We start from the raw sequence: 17,706 nt of genomic DNA on the forward strand, positions 1-17,706 counted from the left end.
GACAATGAGTTTCCTCGAATACGCCCCGGCCCCCGAGTCGCGGTCGATCCTGAACCTGCGCGACGAGTACGGCCTGTTCATCGACGGCGAGTTCGTCGCCGGCCGTGGCACACCGTTCCAGACCATCTCGCCCGCGACGGAGGAGCGGATCGCCACGATCTCGACGGCCGACTCCGCCGACGTGGATGCGGCCGTCGCCGCCGCCCGCCGCGCCTACGACCGCGTCTGGTCGCGGATGAGCGGCAGCGACCGCGGCAAGTACCTGTTCCGCATCGCGCGCCTCATCCAGGAGCGCGCCCGCGAGCTCGCCGTGGCCGAGAGCCTCGACAACGGCAAGCCGATCAAGGAGAGCAGGGACGTGGACGTCCCGCTCGTCGCCGCCTGGTTCTTCTACTACGCGGGATGGGCAGACAAGCTCGAGCACGCGGGCCTCGGACCTGCTCCGCGCGCTCTCGGCGTCGCCGCGCAGGTCATCCCGTGGAACTTCCCGCTGCTGATGCTCGCGTGGAAGATCGCCCCGGCGCTCGCGGCGGGCAACACCGTCGTGCTGAAGCCGGCCGAGACCACGCCGCTGACCGCGCTGCTGTTCGCCGAGATCGTGCAGCAGGCCGACCTGCCTGCCGGTGTCGTCAACATCGTGACCGGTGCGGGCGAGACCGGCCGCGACCTCGTCTCGCACCCGGACGTCAACAAGGTCGCCTTCACCGGATCGACCGCGGTGGGCCGCGAGATCGCGCGCTCGGTCGCGGGCACCGACAAGAAGCTCACCCTGGAGCTCGGCGGCAAGGCGGCGAACATCGTGTTCGACGACGCCCCGATCGACCAGGCCATCGAGGGCATCGTCAACGGCATCTTCTTCAACCAGGGTCACGTCTGCTGCGCGGGCAGCCGCCTGCTGGTGCAGGAGAGCGTCCACGACGAGGTCGTCGAGCGCCTCAAGCGCCGGCTCTCCACGCTGCGCCTGGGCGACCCGCTCGACAAGAACACCGATATCGGCGCCATCAATTCGGCGGAGCAGCTGCAGCGCATCCGCGAGCTGTCCGACATCGGCGAGGCGGAGGGCGCGGAGCGCTGGAGTCCCGACTGCGCCATCCCGGAGAACGGCTTCTGGTTCGCGCCGACGATCTTCGACAACGTCTCCACCAGCCACCGGATCGCCCGCGAGGAGATCTTCGGCCCGGTGCTCTCGGTGCTCACCTTCCGCACGCCGGCCGAGGCGATCGCCAAGGCGAACAACACGCCGTACGGTCTCTCCGCCGGCATCTGGACCGACAAGGGCAGCCGCATCCTCGCCGTCGCCGACAAGCTCCGTGCGGGCGTCGTCTGGGCGAACACCTTCAACCGGTTCGACCCGGCCAGCCCGTTCGGCGGCTACAAGGAGTCCGGCTACGGACGCGAGGGCGGCCGCCACGGTCTCGGCGCGTACCTGGTGCCGGGTCGCTCCGTTCCGGCCGCGCGGCCTGCGGCGCGCACGGCGGTCACCGCATCCACCTCCGCGCGCACCTCCTCCACCCGCACCTCCACCCGCAAGGGAGCCACGAAATGAGCCGCCTGGCCGTGCCCAAGACCTACAAGCTCTACATCGGCGGGAAGTTCCCGCGCAGCGAGTCCGGCCGCAGCTACGAGGTGGTCTCGGCGAAGGGCGCGTTCCTCGCCAATGCCGCCAAGGCCTCGCGCAAGGACGCCAGGGATGCGGTCGTCGCCGCGCGCGGCGCGCTGTCCGGCTGGGCAGGCGCCACCGCCTACAACCGCGGCCAGGTGCTCTACCGCATCGCGGAGCTGATGGAGGGCCGCCGGGCCCAGTTCGTCGACGAGATCCAGAACGCCGAGGGCGTCTCCGCGGCTGTTGCCGGTGCCCAGGTGGACGAGGCGATCGACCGCTGGGTCTGGTACGCGGGCTGGGCGGACAAGTTCGCGCAGGTCGCGGGCAACGCCAACCCCGTCGCGGGACCGTACTTCAACATCTCGGTGCCCGAGCCCACCGGCGTCGTGGCGATCGTCGCCCCGCAGGACTCCAGCCTGCTCGGCTTCGTGAGTGCTGTCGCCCCGGCGCTCGTGGCGGGGAACACCGTCGTCGTCGTCGCCAGCGAGCGCTTCCCGCTCTCGGCGATCAGCCTGAGCGAGGTGCTCGCGACGAGCGACGTGCCGGGAGGTGTCGTCAACATCCTCACCGGTTCGTCGGCCGAGGTCGCGCCGTGGCTCGCCTCGCACGCCGACGTCAACGCGCTGGACCTCGTCGGTGCCGGCGCGCTGGAGTGGATCGACCTGCAGATCGCGGCGGCGGACACGCTGAAGCGCGTCCTGCCGCCGGAGAACGGCCCTGACGCGGCGGCGCCGTCGCTCGACCGGATCGCCTTTTTCACCGAGACGAAGACGGTCTGGCACACCAAGTCGCTCCTTTAGAGTCCGCTGTGCCGTCCTTCCCCGAACCCCCGATTCGGGGGAGGATGGAGCCATGACTGATGACGGCGGTTCGGGACGGGGAGCGCTCGCACTGGTCGGGGACAGTCTGACCCAGGGCGGCGACTGGGCGACGCTGCTGCCGGGGGAGGACATCCGCAACTTCGGCGTCGCCGGTGACACGACCGACGATGTCATCGCCCGGCTGTGGGAGGTCATCGAGGCGCGACCCGCGACGGTCGCTCTGCTCGTGGGGACCAACGACCTCGCCTGGCGGCGCTCCGTCGAGCACGTGGTGCGCAACGTCGAGACGATGCTCGTGACGCTGCGGAAGGAGCTGCCGGAGGGCCGGATCCTCGCCCAGTCGGTGCTGCCGCGCGGCCACGAGTTCGCCGATCAGATCCGCGACATCAACCGGCACCTGTGGCAGTTCGCGCCCACGGTGCACGCCGGCTGGCTGGACCTCTGGCCGGCGATGGCGCTCCCGGACGGCGAGCTGAACCCCGCATTCACCGAGGACCGTCTGCACCTGAACGAGGCGGGCTACCGGGCCTGGGCGGCCGAGCTCGCTCCCGCGATCGAGCGCGTGCGCCAGCTGCCGCCCTCCAGCCGCGCCATCCAGCTGCCCGACCTCGGCGGCGCCGCGTAGTCCGCCATCCGTCGAGGGGCACGTTGTTGTCACTTTCGAGGGCCGAAGCCGACAACAACGTGCCCCTCGATCGTGGCAGCGCGCGTCAGGACGCGCGGAGCAGACGCTCGTAGAAGCGGATGCCGAGCAGCCACGTGGCGACGTGGATGCGCTCGTCGCGCGCGTGCAGCGTCCCGCGCTCCTCGGCGCTCATCTCGAACGGGGTGAACCGGTACACCGCGTCGGCGATCGCCGTGTAGTGCCGGCCGTCGCTCGCGCCGAGCATGATGTATGGCGTCACGATCGCCCGGGGATGCACCGCTGCGATCGCGCCGGCCAGCCGGTCCCACTCCGGCCCGGAGCTGGGGGAGACCGGCGAGGGCTCGCTCGGGTCGACGGCCTGGATGCGCACCTGCGGGTCGCGGATCGCCTTCCGCAAGTGCTCGAGCGTCTCTGCGACAGACGAGCCGACGGCGATGCGCACGTTCACGACCGCCTCCGCGGTCTCCGGCAGGGCGTTCGCGGCGAGGCTGCCGCTCAGCTGCGTCACAGCCGTGGTCGTGCGCACGATCGCCCGTGTCTCGTCGCCGAGCCGCGCGAAGACGGCGCGCAGCAGCGGCTGCAGCCTCCGCGCGCGCACGAAGACGGCGCGGAGCGGCCCGGTCGCGTGCGCACCGAGCGTCTCGACCATGCGGAGGTTCGTCTCGCTCAGGCGCGCGGGGAACGGCTTGGCGTTCATACGGGTGATGGCGCGCGCGAGTCGCACGGTCGCGGTCATCCTCGGGGGAGTGGAGGCGTGCCCGCCGCGCTGCTCGACGGTGAGCCGCACGCTCGTGATGCCCTTTTCGCTCACCCCGGCGACCGCGATCGGCGCGGCCACGCCGGGGAAGATTCGCTCGACGACGGCGCCGCCCTCGTCAAGAACGAACCCGGGCCGCACCCCGCGGTCGCGGAGGGCGGCGACGAGGGCCTGAGCGCCCGAGCCGACGGTCTCCTCGTCGTGCCCGAAGCTGAGGTAGACGTCGTTCGCAGGGACGAAGCTGTCGGCGACGAGCGCCTCCACCGCCTCCAGGATCGCGACGACCGCGCCCTTGTCGTCGAGCGTGCCTCGTGCCCACAGCAGCCGTTCGGCGCCGGAGCCGGTCAGCTCCGCGGCGAACGGGGGATGCGTCCAGCCGTCGTCGGTGGCGGGAACGACGTCGTAGTGCGCCATCAGCACGGTCGGCGCGCCGTCGCCGCTGCCCGGCCAGCGGTACAGCAGGGAGTGCCCGTGCTGCTCGCGCTCGAGTGCACCGTGCAGGGCGGGGTAGAGCGCAGGCAGAGTCTCGATGAACCGGTCGAACGCGGCCCAGTCCGTCTCGTCCACGTCGTTGCGGGACATGGTCGGGATGCGCAGCAGCGTGCGGAAGCGCTCGAGCGCGGCCTCGTCCCGCGCGTCGCTCACTCGCCAGCCGCCGTGCGGAAGGCGCGGAGCGCGTCCTCGTTGAACAGCACGAACCGCACCAGCTCCACCGAGCCGACGCCGGAGGAGAGCACCGCGCGCACGGTGCTCACCGCGACGCGTGCGGCGTCGTCCATCGGCCAGCCGTAGATCCCGGCGGAGATGGCGGGGAAGGCGACCGTGACGGCGCCGAGCTCGCGCGCGACACGGAGGGACGACCGGTACGCGTTCTGCAGCAGCGGTGTGCGGTCCTCCCGCTCGGCGTACACCGGCCCGACGGTGTGGATGACCCATTGCGCGTCGAGGTCGCCGGCGGTCGTCGCGACCGCCTGGCCCGTCGGCAGCCCGTCGGGCAGCGTCGTCGCCCGCAGCTCGCGGCAGGCCTCCAGGATGGCCGGCCCGCCGCGGCGGTGGATCGCACCGTCGACCCCGCCGCCGCCCAGCAGCGAGCTGTTGGCCGCGTTGACGATCGCGTCGACGCTCTGGTCGGTGATGTCGCCACGGACGATCTCGATCGGGTCCGACATCCTCAGCCCCGGTTGTTCGAGAGCTCGTAGACCTTGAGCAGTTCAAGGATCGCGTCGTCGCGCTGACTGCCGCCCTCCTCGAACATCTCCGAGACGTGGGTCTTCAGATGGTTCTCGACCAGCAGCTTGTTGAGCGAGCCGAGCGACTTCTGGATGGCCAGCGACTGGGTGATGATGTCGACGCAGTAGTCCTCGTTCTCGATCATCTTCTCGAGCCCGCGCAGCTGTCCTTCGAGGATCCGCGTGCGGTGCATGGCGCGCTTCTTGATGTCTGCGATCACCCCCTCAGGATACCGCGGATACGCGTATACCCCTCTGGGGTAGCCGCATCTCGCCTTGGTATACATGACGAATCGTCATATTCTGGAAGCGACACGCTCGCTTATCAGAATCGGTATGCCGCGCGCGGGATTCTCCGCGGCGCGTCGATCCCCCTCCCCCTAACGGGGGGTGGGGGAGGACATACCGTCGGGTCTATCCTCCTCAACAGGGGTTGAGAAATATTCGTTTTACAGGAAAGGCCCGACTTTGCTGAAGAACCTCAGCCCGCTGCTGTCCGGTGCGCTCTTGAGCGCCCTGGACGCCATGAAAGACGGCGACACGCTTACCCTCGTCGGCAGCGGGTATCCGGAAGAAGCACTCACTGCACCACTCGTCCACCTGGGGGAGGACGTCACCACGGAGGCCGCAGCCGAAGCGATCCTCAGTGTCTTCCCGCTCGCCACCGCCGACCCGTCGCCGATCGTCTTCCTGGACCTCGCCGACGAGCCGTACGAGGTCCCGGATGTCGCGTTCGCCGTCAACGGCATCGCGTCCGACGCGGAACTGCGCCGCATCCCGATGACCCGCCTGGAGCTCGACCCGTTCGTCGAGCTCGCCTCCCGATCCGCCGTGTTCGTCAGCGTCGGATCGGACGCTCCGCCCTGCGCATTCCTGTTCAGACGGGGCGCGCTCTAGCAGCACACGTTCGCCGCCGGGGGTGCACCGCCCCGGCGGCGAACGCGTGTCCGGGGGCCGGATAGGGTTGAGGGGTGCCGTACACGCCCCAGCAACCCGCATACAGCCGCGCCGCACTGGCGCCCGGGATGCTCGGAGCGCTCGTGCTGCTGTTCGGACTCGCTCTCGCCGGCTGGTACACCTGGGTGCTGTACGCCGTCAGCATCCTCGCCCTGATCCTCTGCGTGTTCGCGTGGCAGGCGAAGAAGCGCTGGTGGCTGGCCGGACTCATCCCGATCGCGGTGCTCTGGAACCCGATCTGGCCGATCCCGGGACTGACTCCCGTGCTGCCGCTCATCAGCCTCGCCGCGGCCGTCGTCTTCGTGGTCGCGGGGCTCCGCATCAAGGTGCCGACCGACACTCGTCGCTGACGCACCCCGAACGGCCCGCGGTGGGATAAAATGGGTGCTGCGCGGCCGTCCTGTGCCGCGTCCCCGGCGTTCCACGACGCGCGGGCGGGCCCGCTCGGTGCCCCTCCCGCCGCCTGCGCCGGCCCTCACGCCCCACCGGCGCCGCGCCTGATGGCCAGTTCGCGGTACATCCACTGGAGGACCATGTCTCGTTCGGGTCAGCGCAGCGCGTCCCGCCCACCGCAGCGTCGCAACCGTCACGCCAACAACGACGGCCTCATCCCCGTGCTCGCCCGCAAGGTGCGCGAGGTGGAGGCGAAGGCGACCGACGGCAAGAAGCTCGGCCCGACCAACCGGACGAAGTTCCAGGTCATCGCCTTCCTCATGCGCGAGGAGCGGGCGCGGGCCAAGTCCGACCCCGACCTCACCGACGCCGCCCGCGCCGAGCAGCTGAAGCGGCTGGACGGCATCGCGACCATCCTCGCCAAGACGGCCGCCCGCGACACCTCCCTCATCTCGCTGCTGGAGAGCGAGTCGCCGCCCACCGCGACGGCGCAGAAGATGCGCCGCGACTGGCTCCTCGAGTCCGGCACGGAGCTGAGCCCGGACGACCTGATCATCACGGTGGAGCGGCCGGTCGCCCAGGAGAGCGTGCTGCCCCCCGAGCTCGCGCAGAAGCAGGTGGTGCCGCAGTCCGTCAAGGCGCGCCAGCTCTCCAACCCGTTCCTTGCCCCCGACCTCAGCAGGCTGGCCCCTGCGGCGCCGACGCCGCGCCGGCGGCTGGACTCGTGGGAGCTGCTCGGGCCGCTGTTCAAGTCGTTCGAGTACGGCGCGGGCGGCCAGGCGGCGAGCATGGAGCTTCCGCCCGCTCCCGTGATCGACCGCTACTCGCCTCCCGGTCTCGAGCTCATGCACCACCAGTCGCGGTTCCTGGAGAGCGTCCGTCAGGGCCACCGCACGTTCCTGCTCGCCGACGAGCCGGGGCTCGGCAAGACCGCGCAGTCGGTGCTCGCGGCCTCCGTCGCCGGCGCGTACCCGCTGCTCGCGGTCGTCCCCAACGTCGTGAAGATGAACTGGGCGCGCGAGGTCGAGCGCTGGACGCCGCACCGCCGGGCCACCGTCATCCACGGCGACGGTGAGGGACTGGACGCGTTCGCCGACATCGTCGTCGTCAACTACGAGGTGCTGGACCGGCACCTGTCCTGGCTGAGCACGCTCGGATTCAAGGGCATGGTGGTCGACGAGGCGCACTTCATCAAGAACCTGCACTCGCAGCGCTCCCGCCTGGTGCTCGGCCTCGCGGACGCGATCCGCGAGAAGACCGTGGACCCGCTGCTCATCGCGCTGACCGGCACGCCGCTGATCAACGACATCGACGACTTCAAGGCCATCTGGCAGTTCCTCGGCTGGATCGACGGGGACCGCCCCACCGCCGAGCTCATGGAGAGCCTGGAGGAGTCCGGCCTCACCCCGGCCGACTTCGGCTTCTACGCCGCGGCGCGCGAGTCCGTGATCGACATGGGCATCGTCCGTCGCCGGAAGCTCGACGTGGCAGCGGACCTGCCGAGCCGGCGCGTCGTCGACCTGCCGGTCGAGCTGGACGACGACCTCGGTCGCTCCGTCCGTCAGGCCGAGAAGGAGCTGGCCGCGCGCCTGGTGGCCCGCTTCCACCGCGCCGCTGCGGCCGGGCGTCCCGACTCGTTCGACGGCGACGACGAGGCGCACCGCAGGCACCTCATCCGGCTGGTCGCGCAGTCGGAGCTGGAGGAGTCGAAGTCGGCCAAGACCGGCGACAACGTCTTCACGATGGTCCGCAAGATCGGTCAGGCGAAGGCGGGGCTGGCGTCCGACTACACGGCGCAGCTCGCCCGCTCGGTCGGCAAGGTGGTCTTCTTCGCCAAGCACATCGACGTGATGGATGCGGCGGAGGAGGCGTTCGCCGCCCGCGACCTCAAGACGATCTCGATCCGCGGGGACCAGACCGCCATCGCGCGGCAGAAGGAGATCGACGCTTTCAACAACGACCCGGAGGTCTCGGTCGCGGTCTGCTCGCTCACGGCGGCCGGAGTCGGGCTCAACCTGCAGGCGGCGTCGAACGTCGTGCTCGCCGAGCTGTCGTGGACGGCCGCCGAGCAGACGCAGGCGATCGACCGCGTGCACCGCATCGGTCAGGAGGAGCCGGTCACCGCGTGGCGGATCATCGCCGCGCAGACGATCGACTCCAAGATCGCCGAGCTCATCGACGCCAAGCAGGGACTCGCGGCGCGCGCCCTCGACGGCAGCGACGTCGAGGTCGGCTCGGCGGACTCGGTGCAGCTGGACGCGCTCATCCACCTGCTCGAGGACGCGCTGGCCTGAGCCGGTGTGCGCCGAGTGACCGCCTAGGCGATCTCGGCGTCGTCGGGGTCGAGCGGGACGGGGCGTTCGTCGTCCGGGAGGATGCGGTCGTCCTCGTCCTCGTCCTCGTCGACCGGGAGGTCGTCGGGGTCGTGGACGACCGGCTCCGGCTCGTAGTCGCCCTCCTGCGCCTCGCGGAAGTCGTCGTCCTCCGGTTCGCGTTCGGTGTCGCTCATGGCACGAGGGTACCGCGCGGCCGAACGGCCGTGAAGGGTGATCCGGACGGGTCGCTGGTCAGCGCCGGATGAGGCCCGCCTCGGTGGCCGCGGCCACCGCCGCCGTCCGAGACGAGACCCCGAGCTTGGTGAAGATGTGCACCAGGTGGGACTTCACGGTCGCCTCGCTGAGGAAGAGCTCCCTGGCGATCTGCGCGTTCGTCCGCCCGGCGGCGACCAGTGCGAGCACCTCGATCTCACGCGCGCTCGGGCGCGAGCCCTGCTCGTCCCGCCGCTCCTCCAGGCGTGCGGAGACCGCGGGAGCCAGCGCGGTCTCGCCCGCCGCGGCCGCCCGGACGCCGGCGACGAGCTCCGCGGGCGGCGCGTCCTTCAACAGATAGCCGCTGGCGCCGGCCTCGACGGCACCGAGGATGTCCGCATCGGTGTCGTAGTTCGTGAGCACGAGCACCGTCGGCGGCTCCGCGAGGCGGCGGAGCTCCCGGGTGGCGGCTGCCCCGTCGCCCGCCGCGCCCGCGCCGAACTGCAGGTCCATCAGCACCACGTCCGGCCGCAGCGTCCGCCCCAGCGCGACGGCCTCCTCCGGGGTCGCGGCCTCGCCGGCGACCTCCATGTCCGGCTCCGTCGCGAACAGGGCGCGCAGACCGGCCCGGACGACCGGGTGGTCGTCGGCGAGCAGCAGCCGGATCATGCACCGCCTCCGATCGGCAGGGTGACGGCGACCGCTGTGCCGTGACCGGGCGCCGACTCGACGACGACGGCGCCGCCGAGGGCGGCCGCGCGCTCGCGCATGGCGCGCAGGCCGAAGGAGCCGGGATGTCGGGCGGCGTCCCCGGCGGACCCCGGGTCGAAGCCGCCGCCGTCGTCCACCACGTCCAGCGTCACCGCGTCCTCCATGTAGCTCAGGGTGAGCCCGGCGCTGCGGGCCCCGGCGTGCTGCACCACGTTCGCCAGCGACCCCTGCGCCGCCCGCAGCAGCGCGGTCTCGACCGGCATCGGCAGGGGAGCGGGATCGCCGCTCACCCGCACATCCACCCGGACGCCGCTCGCCCGGGTCGTCTGCTCGGCCAGCCGCTCCAGCGCGGCGGGGAGGGAGCGGTCATCCAGGGCGGGAGGGCTGAGCTCGCGGATGAACCGGCGGGTCTCCGCCAGGTCCGTCGCCGCGGTCTCCCTGGCGAGCCGGAGGGCGTCCAGCGCGGACGCGTCCGTCGTCGACCGCTCGGCGGCGTGCAGCAGCAGCTGGATGCTCGACAGTCCCTGCGCCACCGTGTCGTGCAGCTCGCGCGCGAGCCGCTCCCGCTCGCCGAGGGTGCCGGCCTGCCGCTCGCTCGCCGCGAGCTGCTCCCTGGTCGCCACCAGGTCACGGATGAGTCGTTCGCGCTCCTGCGCCTCCCGGAACAGCGCCCGGTAGCCGAGCCCGATCGCGACGGCGACGCCCGCGCCGATCAGCGGACCGAGCACGCCGCCGGCGGTCCACCCCGAGTGCCCGGCGAAGAACAGCACGGCAGCGACCGTGAGGCACCCGACGGCGACGACGCTCCACGGCACGGGGAGCAGGTGCAGCGCGAGGAAGAAGAGGGGGAAGACCAGGAAGGTGGCGTCCGGGGTCAGCGCCGCGAGCACGATCCACTCCACGGTGAGCGCCGCGAGCCAGACCAGCCGGAACGGCCCGCGCAGCCGCGACCGCAGCGGGCCGGCCACGGCATAGGTCGCCACGAAGAGCACGGAGACGCCGATCACGACGCCCTCCGGCGCCCAGCGGCCGGTGGCGGCGACGGAGACGCAGGATCGCACGAGGACGTAACCGGCGAGCCCGATCACGAGAGCGTGCAGGCCGACCCGCAGCGCGGTGAACACCGGCGTCAGGGCGGAGTGATTCACTCCGCCAGCCTAAGGTGCGCTCCTGCGGGCCGGCTCAGCGCAGGGTGAAGACGAAGAACGGTCCGGTTTCGTCGTGGTGGATGCGCGCGTCGCCCGCGAAACCGGCGAAGTCGCCCGTTCCGGTGCCCGGCACGATGTGGCCGAACGCGGACGAATCGCCCGGGTGCTGCAGCGCACCGTGGTGGACGGTGAACGAACCGCTGCGGCCGTCCTCCAGGCGCCCGGTGACCCGCTCCGCCGCCAGGTAGCCGCGTCCGTCCTCCTCTGTGCCGGAGGAGACGAAGTGGGCGACGGAGTCGCCGACGAGGCCGTCGGTGTAGGTCTTGCGCATGATGACGGCGCCGACCCAGTCGCCGTTGATGCCCGGCAGCTCGACCGGCTCCCAGCCGGTGACCTCGAAGCGGGCGATGATCGTCGTGGCGGTGTCCATCCCCGCAGCCTACGGAGCGGTCGCCGCGTCCGCTTGTAATTTCGCGACAGCGCGGAAGTGGACTAGACAGGGGACATGCCGCACACCTCCCAGGTCGAGATCGAACGCAAGTACGACGTGGACGAGGAGACCCTCCCGCCCGCGCTCGTCGGCGTCGGCGCGATCGCGGTCGAGGGCGAGCCGACCACGGACGAGCTCGTCGCCACGTACTTCGACACCGCAGACCTGGACCTCGCCCGCGCGCACATCGCCGTTCGGGCCCGCAGCGGCGGCGGCGACGAGGGCTGGCACGTGAAGCTGCCGCCGGAGCAGGAGGGCCGGCGGGAGCTGCACTGGCCGCTCGGCGACGGGCGGACACCGCCGTCCGAGCTCCTGGACGCCGTCCGCGAGCACACGCGCGCGGAGCGCACGCTGGAGCTGGCGCCGATCGCGCGCGTCCGGAACACCCGCGTCACCGTCCTGCTGCAGGACGCCGCCGGCTTCGACCTGGCCGAGCTGTGCGACGACCACGTGAGCAGCGAGAACCTGCGCACCGGCCACCGGGACGCCTGGCGCGAGTGGGAGGTGGAGCTGCTGAGCGGCGCCCCCGACACCCGCGAGGGACGGACAGCGCTGCTCGACGGCATCGAAGCGCGCCTGCTGGAGGCGGGCGCCCGCCACGCCGCCTCCGCCTCGAAGCTCCAGCGCGCGCTCGGCCTCTGATCCGGCACCGCGCGCCTGCCAATACCACCGGACGGCGGGGGTCGTCCAGAGTGAATTTGTGCACGGCGGACCGAGTCGGCATGATTCGTAGGGGCGAACGAGAAACGGAGCAGCATGAAGATCGGCATCCTGACCAGTGGCGGCGACTGCCCGGGACTGAACGCGGTCATCCGCGGCGCGGTCCTCAAGGGTGACCGGGTGTACGGCTCCGAGTTCGCGGGCTTCCGGTACGGCTGGCGCGGCGTCGTCGAGGGCGACATCATGCCGCTCGACCGGCACAGCGTGCGCGGGCTCTCCCGGCAGGGCGGCACCATCCTCGGCTCCAGCCGAACCAACCCGTTCGAGGGTGAGGCGGGCGGCCCGGAGAACATCCAGCGGATGATGGACGAGAACGGCATCGACGCGATCATCGCGATCGGCGGCGAGGGCACGCTGACCGCCGCCCGCCGGCTCACCGACGCCGGCCTGCGCATCGTCGGCGTCCCGAAGACCATCGACAACGACCTGGCCGCGACCGACTACTCGTTCGGCTTCGACACGGCGGTGGAGATCGCGACCGAGGCGATCGACCGGCTGCGCACCACTGCGGAGTCGCACCAGCGCTGCATGGTGGTGGAGGTCATGGGCCGCCACGTCGGCTGGATCGCGCTGCACTCGGGCATGGCGGGCGGCGCGCACGCCATCCTGATCCCGGAGCAGCCGCAGTCGATCGAGCAGATCTGCGAGTGGGTCGAGTCGGTGCGCGACCGCGGCCGCGCGCCCGTCATCGTCGTCTCCGAGGGCTTCCACCTGAACACGATGGAGGAGGCGCACTCGCACAAGGGCCTCGACGCGTTCAACCGGCCGCGCCTGGGCGGCATCGGCGAGATGCTCGCGCCGATGATCGAGGAGCGCACCGGCATCGAGTCGCGCGCGACGGTCCTCGGCCACATGCAGCGCGGCGGCGTTCCGAGCGCGTACGACCGGGTACTCGCCACCCGCCTCGGCATGGCGGCGGTCGACGCGGCGTACGAGGGACGCTGGGGCTCGATGGTGTCGCTGCGCGGCACCGACGTCGTCAACGTCTCCATCGCCGACGCCACGGGCGGTCTCAAGACGGTGCCCGACGCACGGTACGAGGAAGCGGCCCTCCTCTTCGGCTGACGCGCGACGCCGTCCGCCGCCTCCCGGGCCGGACATTTGTGCCAAATGTTCGTCATCCCTGCGGTCGGAATCGACCTTTGTGCCAAATCTTCGCGATCGCTCCCGCGCCCAGGTGGCCCCTTTCCCACGAGACATCTGTGCCAAATGTCCGTCACCGCTGCGGTCGGAATCGACATTTGCGCCAAATCTTCGCGATCGCTCCCGCGCCCAGGTGGCCCCTTTCCCACGAGACATTTGTGCGAAATGTCCGTCACCGCTGCGGTCGGAATCGACCTTTGTGCCAAATGTCGGCCCGCGCGCGGGCGTAGGCTCCTTCCTACGGAGGAAAGGAGCGCTGCATGCCCAGATTCGTCCAGTTCGAGGAGTTCGGCTCCCGCGACTACCTGCAGGTGGTGGACCGTGAACGGCCGTGGCCGGGACCGGGCCAGATCCTGGTGCGGGTGATGGCCGCCGGGCTCAACCCGATGGACGTGAAGGCGTACCGCAGCGAACAGGCGGCCGCGCGCATGGGTGTCACCCTGCCGAGCGGCATCGGCCAGGACTTCGCCGGATTCGTCGAGGACGTCGGCGACGGCGTCACCCGGTTCCGGAGCGGGGACGCGGTGCTCGGCACCGCGCCGTTCGCCGCCATCGCGGACTTCGTCGTCGTGCCGGCGGACGGTCAGGTCATCGAGAAGCCGGAGGCGCTCACGTTCGAGGTGGCAGGCGCTCTCGGGGTCGTCGCCCGCACCGCGGTGGCCAGCAGCCGCTCGCTCGGCCTCGGCGAGCACGACATCGTGCTCGTGAGCGCCGCTGCGGGTGGTGTCGGCATCCTCGCCGCACAGCTCGCCGTGCGCGCGGGCGCGACCGTGATCGGGACGGCGAGCGAGGAGAACCACGAGTTCCTCGAGACGCTCGGCATCATCCCTGTTCGCTACGGCGACGGGCTGGCCGACCGGGTGCGCGAGGCGCTCGACGACGGCGACCGGGTCACCGCTGTGCTCGACAACCACGGTCCGGACACGATCGAGGCGGGCATCGAGCTCGGGGTGCCGGTGGAGCGCATCAACACCATCGCGACCTTCGGTCCGGAAGCGCAGGGCGCCCAGACCGTCGGCGGGTACGCCGCAGGCAACGACGAGCTCGCCGAGGTGGCGGAGCTGCTCGCCGAGAACGAGCTGGTGCTCCCGGTCGACTCCATCTATCCGATCGAGCGCGTCGGAGAGGCGTACGGCCGGCTGGAGGCCGGCCATGTCCGCGGCAAGATCGTGGTCGTCACCGACTGAGGGGAGGAGCAGCCATCATGATCGACGAGAACCTCGCCCGCCTGCTGCGGGCGGCCGGGCTCCGCTGGCAGCCCGCCTCCGGCGACACCTTCGCCGTGGACCGGCCGGACATGGCAGGCGAGCACTTCACCGTCAGCGAGATGACGATCGAGCCGCACCACTTCGACACCGGCACCATCCTCGGCTTCAACGGCACCACCGAGTGGGCGCTGGACTCGCTCGCCGTGGAGGACGCGCTGTGGATCCCGCGCGAGGACCAGCTGCGCGAGCTGCTCGGCGGCGCGTTCCGGCACCTCGCGAGGACGCCGGACGGCTACCGCGTGACAATCGTCGTCGCCGATCAGGAGCGCTACTTCGAGGAGCCGGACGCGGCGACGGCGTACGCGCAGGCGCTGCTCGCGCTGATCGGCGCGGCCGTCGTCTGACCCGCCGTCAGGCGTCGGTGAGGACGTCGGGGCTGAGCTCGTCGAGCGTGCGGAGGCCGGCGAGACCCAGGCTGATGTCGAGCTCGGCGAGGATGTTGCGCAGCACCTCGCGCACGCCGGTCTCGCCGGCGACGGCGAGGCCGTACGCGTACGGGCGGCCGATCCCGACCGCGCGGGCGCCGAGGGCCAATGCGATCAGGGCGTCCGCGCCGCTGCGTACCCCGCTGTCGAACAGCACGGGAAGGCGGTCGGACACCGCGTCCACGACGCCGGGCAGCGCATCCAGGGCCGCGATCTCCCCGTCGATCTGGCGGCCGCCGTGAGTGGAGACGTACACGGCGTCGACGCCCGCATCCACGGCGCGGCGCGCGTCGTCGGGATGCAGCACGCCTTTCAGCACGATCGGCAGGTCGGTCAGCTCGCGGAGGAAGGCGAGGTCGTCCCAGCCGAGGGAGGGGTCGGCGAACACATCCAGGAACGTCTCGACCGCGGCCAGCGGCTCGCCGGAGCCGAGTTTCTCGCGCAGCGGTCCCGGATGGTGGCGGAGGATGCTCGCGAACGCCGCGATCGCGGCGGGCGTCACCGCGGCGGCCTCCCGTGGCTCGTACCCGGCCACGCGCTCGCGGACGAGCCGCCGGAAGACGGGGTCCGAGGTGTACTGGGCGATGCCGAGCCCGCGGCTGAACGGGAGGTAGCCGAGGGACAGGTCGCGGGGACGCCAGCCGAGGATGTGGGTGTCCAGCGTCACCACCACGGCCTCGCAGCCGCTGGCCTCGGCCCGGGTGACCAGGCTCGCGACGAGGTCACGCGACGAGCTCCAGTACAGCTGGAACCAGCGCGCGGCGCCGGGCTCCGCCGCGTCCATCGCGACCGCCACCTGCTCCATCGGCACCGAGGCCTGGTTCGAGAGCAGGGCCGGCACGCCGAGCCGCGCCGCGGCGCGTGCTGCGGCGACATCGCCGTCGCGCCTGGCGAGCTCCAGGACGCCGATGGGGGCCAGCAGCAGCGGCGTCGCGCGGCGTCGCCCGAACAGCTCGATGCCGAGGTCGCGCTCGGCGACGTCTCTGAGCACCCGCGGCACGATCCGTCGCCGGGCGAACGCGTCGAGGTTCGCCGCGGCGGTCCGCTCGAGCCCCGCCGACCCGGCGATGTAGGCGAATCCGGCCCGGGACATCCGCCGCTCGGCGAGCCGCTCCAGCTCGGGGAAGCCGACAGGGACGGCCGGCCTCCGGCCGCTCACCCCCGCGCGGTAGACGGCGCTCTGCGCCGCCCTCCCGATGCTCGTCGCGATCCTGTCCGCCGTGCCCACGCTGGCCGTCATGCCCCCATCCTCTCGTGTCCGCTCGCCGGACGCACGGGGTGGAGCGGGTCAGCGCTTCCGGCGCTGGCGCTTGGCGGCTGGGGCCTGACGCGGGCGCTTGGCGGTCGCGGCCTGCGCAGCGGCGACGTCGGCGTTCCGCGAGCTGTGTGCGGTGCGGCCGCGGACGATGCCGATGAACTCGTCGACGAGGGGATGCTGCCCCTCCCGCGGCCAGGTGAGGCCCACGTGCGACACCGGTCCGTCCTCCAGGCGCATCGCCGTCACGTCCTTGCGGCGCAGCGCCTTCGCGATCGAGGCCGGCAGTAGGGCGATGCCGTCTCCGTTCGCGACACTGCGCATCAGCGCCTCCGACGGCTCGCCGGCGACCCGCGGTTCGCCCTCGAGATCGGCCAGGTGCAGCTTCTCCTCCAGGGTCAGCAGGTGCTCGTGGTGCATCACGACGACGACATCCTCGCTGTAGAGCGGGATGAGGTGACGCTCGTCGTCCGGCTCGGCATCCCGCGCGAACACCATGTCCGCCTCGCCTGCGGCCAGCAGGGCGAGCGGGTCGGCGCTCGGCAGCACCACCAGCTCGTCGCGCGGTCGGCGCTCGGCGAAGAGCCGCGTCCACTTGCCGATCGTGACCCCGGGCGGGAAGGCGAGGACGAAGCGCGAGGTCATGACGCCAGGGTAGCGAACGGTACCCTGGAATCCATGAAGCCCCAGACCATGAAGGCGGCCACCGCGGCCAAGAAGCTCGGCATCTACCTGCCGGCCGCCCCGGAGGAGTTCCGCGACCGCGACATCAGCCGCACCGAGCTGGACGAGCTGACCGCGAACCCGCCGGAGTGGCTGAGCGCCCTGCGCGCGGACGGCCCGCACCCGCGCGACGTCGTCGCCCGCAAGCTCGGCGTGAGCAACTCGGGTCTGGCCCGCGGCGGCGTCACGGAGGCGCTGACGACCGCCGAGATCAAGGAGCTGCTCGCGTCCCCGCCGGAGTGGCTGGTGGCCGAGCGCGCGACGCAGGCCCAGGTGCGCGCCGAGAACGCGCGCGTCAAGCAGCGCGACGCCGAGCGCGCCGCCCGCCGCGCGTCCGAGGACTAGGCAGTCCCTTCTCGCCCGCCGCCCTCGAGCGTCCTGTTCATCCGCACCGCCATCGCTTCCGGAGTTCTTCACGCAACACGCCGCGTCCACGCGTGAACAACTCAGGAACCGGCGGTGGTCCCCGTAGCGTCGGCGCGCGCCTTCCGCACCGAGTGCGCCAGCACCTCGGGGCCGGTCACGAGCGCACGGCGCCACGGGGCGACGCCGTCGATCTCGATCTGCAGTGAGAAGCTCAGGATGGTGCGGATCAGCACGATGATCCCGAGCACCAGCGCGTCCGTGAGCGTCGGATTCGAGGTCACCGTCTTGATGAGGTCCGCGGCGACCAGGATCTCCAGGCCAAGCAGGATGACCCCGCCGAACACCTCGCGCAGCGTGCGGAACGCGGCCGCGCCGTCCCGCCGTCGCACCAGCACCACGGCGGAGATCACCAGCGCGGCGAGGAACCCGAGCGCGAGTGCGGCGACCCCGACGAACTCGAAGGCCACACCGATCCACTCGAACACGGCGTGCGTCTGCATGCGCTCATCGTGGCACAGGGCAC

General features: G+C 71.6%; 21 protein-coding genes. 11 read left to right on the forward strand and 10 right to left on the reverse strand.

Annotated features, from left to right (window positions below; all coding sequences use genetic code 11):
* Window positions 1–4 precede the first annotated feature (4 nt).
* Genes AAME72_RS14055 through AAME72_RS14065 form a run of 3 tightly spaced genes read left to right on the forward strand, consistent with a single transcriptional unit; the run spans window position 5 to window position 3,049 of the window.
* Window positions 5–1,546 (forward strand): aldehyde dehydrogenase family protein, encoded by a 1,542-nt coding sequence (locus tag AAME72_RS14055; protein WP_348787177.1) that lies wholly within the window; start codon window positions 5–7, stop codon window positions 1,544–1,546.
* A complete protein-coding gene (locus tag AAME72_RS14060) occupies window positions 1,543–2,403 on the forward strand; it encodes an aldehyde dehydrogenase family protein (protein WP_348787178.1) in 861 nt (286 codons plus the stop codon). Before AAME72_RS14055 ends, AAME72_RS14060 begins: the two co-directional genes overlap by 4 nt.
* Before the next feature lie 52 nt (window positions 2,404–2,455).
* Window positions 2,456–3,049 carry an SGNH/GDSL hydrolase family protein gene (locus AAME72_RS14065; RefSeq protein WP_348787179.1) on the forward strand — a complete coding sequence of 198 codons (594 nt, stop codon included), beginning with the start codon at window positions 2,456–2,458 and terminating at the stop codon, window positions 3,047–3,049.
* An 85-nt stretch (window positions 3,050–3,134) separates the two neighbouring features.
* Here the strand turns inward: AAME72_RS14065 and AAME72_RS14070 are convergent, their stop codons facing one another.
* From AAME72_RS14070 to AAME72_RS14080, 3 genes are read right to left on the reverse strand one after another with little or no spacing between them, the layout of a single operon-like run.
* Window positions 3,135–4,409: a M20/M25/M40 family metallo-hydrolase gene (locus tag AAME72_RS14070; protein ID WP_348790138.1), complete on the reverse strand. Its 1,275-nt coding sequence runs from the start codon at window positions 4,407–4,409 to the stop codon at window positions 3,135–3,137.
* Window positions 4,410–4,468: 59 nt separating this feature from the next.
* Window positions 4,469–4,996 (reverse strand): O-acetyl-ADP-ribose deacetylase, encoded by a 528-nt coding sequence (locus AAME72_RS14075; RefSeq protein ID WP_348787180.1) that lies wholly within the window; start codon window positions 4,994–4,996, stop codon window positions 4,469–4,471.
* 2 nt (window positions 4,997–4,998) lie between these two features.
* Window positions 4,999–5,277, reverse strand: coding sequence for a metal-sensitive transcriptional regulator (locus AAME72_RS14080; protein WP_271178103.1), 279 nt, complete (start codon window positions 5,275–5,277; stop codon window positions 4,999–5,001).
* A 247-nt stretch (window positions 5,278–5,524) separates the two neighbouring features.
* On the opposite strand from AAME72_RS14080, the gene AAME72_RS14085 reads away from it, so the two are divergent.
* From AAME72_RS14085 to AAME72_RS14095, 3 genes are all read left to right on the forward strand, one after another.
* A complete protein-coding gene (locus AAME72_RS14085) occupies window positions 5,525–5,953 on the forward strand; it encodes an RbsD/FucU domain-containing protein (RefSeq protein WP_348787181.1) in 429 nt (142 codons plus the stop codon).
* A gap of 74 nt (window positions 5,954–6,027) precedes the next feature.
* Window positions 6,028–6,363, forward strand: coding sequence for a DUF6804 family protein (locus AAME72_RS14090; protein WP_348787182.1), 336 nt, complete (start codon window positions 6,028–6,030; stop codon window positions 6,361–6,363).
* A 183-nt stretch (window positions 6,364–6,546) separates the two neighbouring features.
* The gene (locus AAME72_RS14095) at window positions 6,547–8,700 is read left to right on the forward strand and encodes a DEAD/DEAH box helicase (RefSeq protein ID WP_348787183.1); all 2,154 of its coding nucleotides are present in this window, start codon (window positions 6,547–6,549) and stop codon (window positions 8,698–8,700) included.
* Window positions 8,701–8,723: 23 nt separating this feature from the next.
* On the opposite strand, the gene AAME72_RS14100 is transcribed toward AAME72_RS14095, so the two are convergent.
* Genes AAME72_RS14100 through AAME72_RS14115 form a run of 4 tightly spaced genes read right to left on the reverse strand, consistent with a single transcriptional unit; the run spans window position 8,724 to window position 11,223 of the window.
* A complete protein-coding gene (locus tag AAME72_RS14100) occupies window positions 8,724–8,915 on the reverse strand; it encodes a hypothetical protein (protein WP_348787184.1) in 192 nt (63 codons plus the stop codon).
* Window positions 8,916–8,973: 58 nt separating this feature from the next.
* Window positions 8,974–9,603: a response regulator transcription factor gene (locus AAME72_RS14105; RefSeq protein ID WP_348787185.1), complete on the reverse strand. Its 630-nt coding sequence runs from the start codon at window positions 9,601–9,603 to the stop codon at window positions 8,974–8,976.
* Complete coding sequence (locus AAME72_RS14110) at window positions 9,600–10,793, reverse strand: sensor histidine kinase (RefSeq protein WP_348787186.1); 1,194 nt, start codon at window positions 10,791–10,793, stop codon at window positions 9,600–9,602. The genes AAME72_RS14105 and AAME72_RS14110 overlap by 4 nt, the downstream gene beginning before the upstream one ends.
* A 34-nt stretch (window positions 10,794–10,827) precedes the next feature.
* Window positions 10,828–11,223 (reverse strand): DUF3224 domain-containing protein, encoded by a 396-nt coding sequence (locus AAME72_RS14115; protein WP_348787187.1) that lies wholly within the window; start codon window positions 11,221–11,223, stop codon window positions 10,828–10,830.
* Window positions 11,224–11,298: 75 nt separating this feature from the next.
* On the opposite strand from AAME72_RS14115, the gene AAME72_RS14120 reads away from it, so the two are divergent.
* The 4 genes from AAME72_RS14120 (at window position 11,299) to AAME72_RS14135 (ending at window position 14,758) form a co-directional block, all read left to right on the forward strand.
* Entirely contained in the window at window positions 11,299–11,925 is a 627-nt protein-coding gene (locus AAME72_RS14120) for a CYTH domain-containing protein (RefSeq protein WP_348787188.1), read from the forward strand.
* A 114-nt stretch (window positions 11,926–12,039) separates the two neighbouring features.
* Window positions 12,040–13,068, forward strand: a complete 1,029-nt coding sequence (locus AAME72_RS14125) for a 6-phosphofructokinase (protein ID WP_348787189.1) — start codon at window positions 12,040–12,042, stop codon at window positions 13,066–13,068.
* Between the two features lie 338 nt (window positions 13,069–13,406).
* Window positions 13,407–14,333: an NADP-dependent oxidoreductase gene (locus tag AAME72_RS14130; RefSeq protein WP_348787190.1), complete on the forward strand. Its 927-nt coding sequence runs from the start codon at window positions 13,407–13,409 to the stop codon at window positions 14,331–14,333.
* Between the two features lie 17 nt (window positions 14,334–14,350).
* On the forward strand, window positions 14,351–14,758 hold the full coding sequence (locus AAME72_RS14135; RefSeq protein WP_348787191.1) for a hypothetical protein: 408 nt from the start codon (window positions 14,351–14,353) through the stop codon (window positions 14,756–14,758).
* A 7-nt stretch (window positions 14,759–14,765) separates the two neighbouring features.
* Here AAME72_RS14135 and AAME72_RS14140 read toward each other — a convergent pair whose 3' ends face one another.
* Together AAME72_RS14140 and AAME72_RS14145 are read right to left on the reverse strand one after the other, a co-directional pair.
* Window positions 14,766–16,079 carry an alpha-hydroxy-acid oxidizing protein gene (locus AAME72_RS14140; RefSeq protein ID WP_348787192.1) on the reverse strand — a complete coding sequence of 438 codons (1,314 nt, stop codon included), beginning with the start codon at window positions 16,077–16,079 and terminating at the stop codon, window positions 14,766–14,768.
* A 48-nt stretch (window positions 16,080–16,127) separates the two neighbouring features.
* Complete coding sequence (locus tag AAME72_RS14145) at window positions 16,128–16,739, reverse strand: LysR substrate-binding domain-containing protein (RefSeq protein ID WP_348787193.1); 612 nt, start codon at window positions 16,737–16,739, stop codon at window positions 16,128–16,130.
* Between the two features lie 33 nt (window positions 16,740–16,772).
* Between AAME72_RS14145 and AAME72_RS14150 the strand changes: the two genes are divergently transcribed.
* Window positions 16,773–17,162: a DUF5997 family protein gene (locus AAME72_RS14150; RefSeq protein ID WP_348787194.1), complete on the forward strand. Its 390-nt coding sequence runs from the start codon at window positions 16,773–16,775 to the stop codon at window positions 17,160–17,162.
* Between the two features lie 101 nt (window positions 17,163–17,263).
* Here AAME72_RS14150 and AAME72_RS14155 read toward each other — a convergent pair whose 3' ends face one another.
* Window positions 17,264–17,683: a DUF1622 domain-containing protein gene (locus AAME72_RS14155; protein WP_348787195.1), complete on the reverse strand. Its 420-nt coding sequence runs from the start codon at window positions 17,681–17,683 to the stop codon at window positions 17,264–17,266.
* Window positions 17,684–17,706 lie beyond the last annotated feature (23 nt).

Source organism: Leifsonia sp. NPDC080035, from assembly GCF_040050925.1.
Taxonomy (GTDB): domain Bacteria; phylum Actinomycetota; class Actinomycetes; order Actinomycetales; family Microbacteriaceae; genus Leifsonia.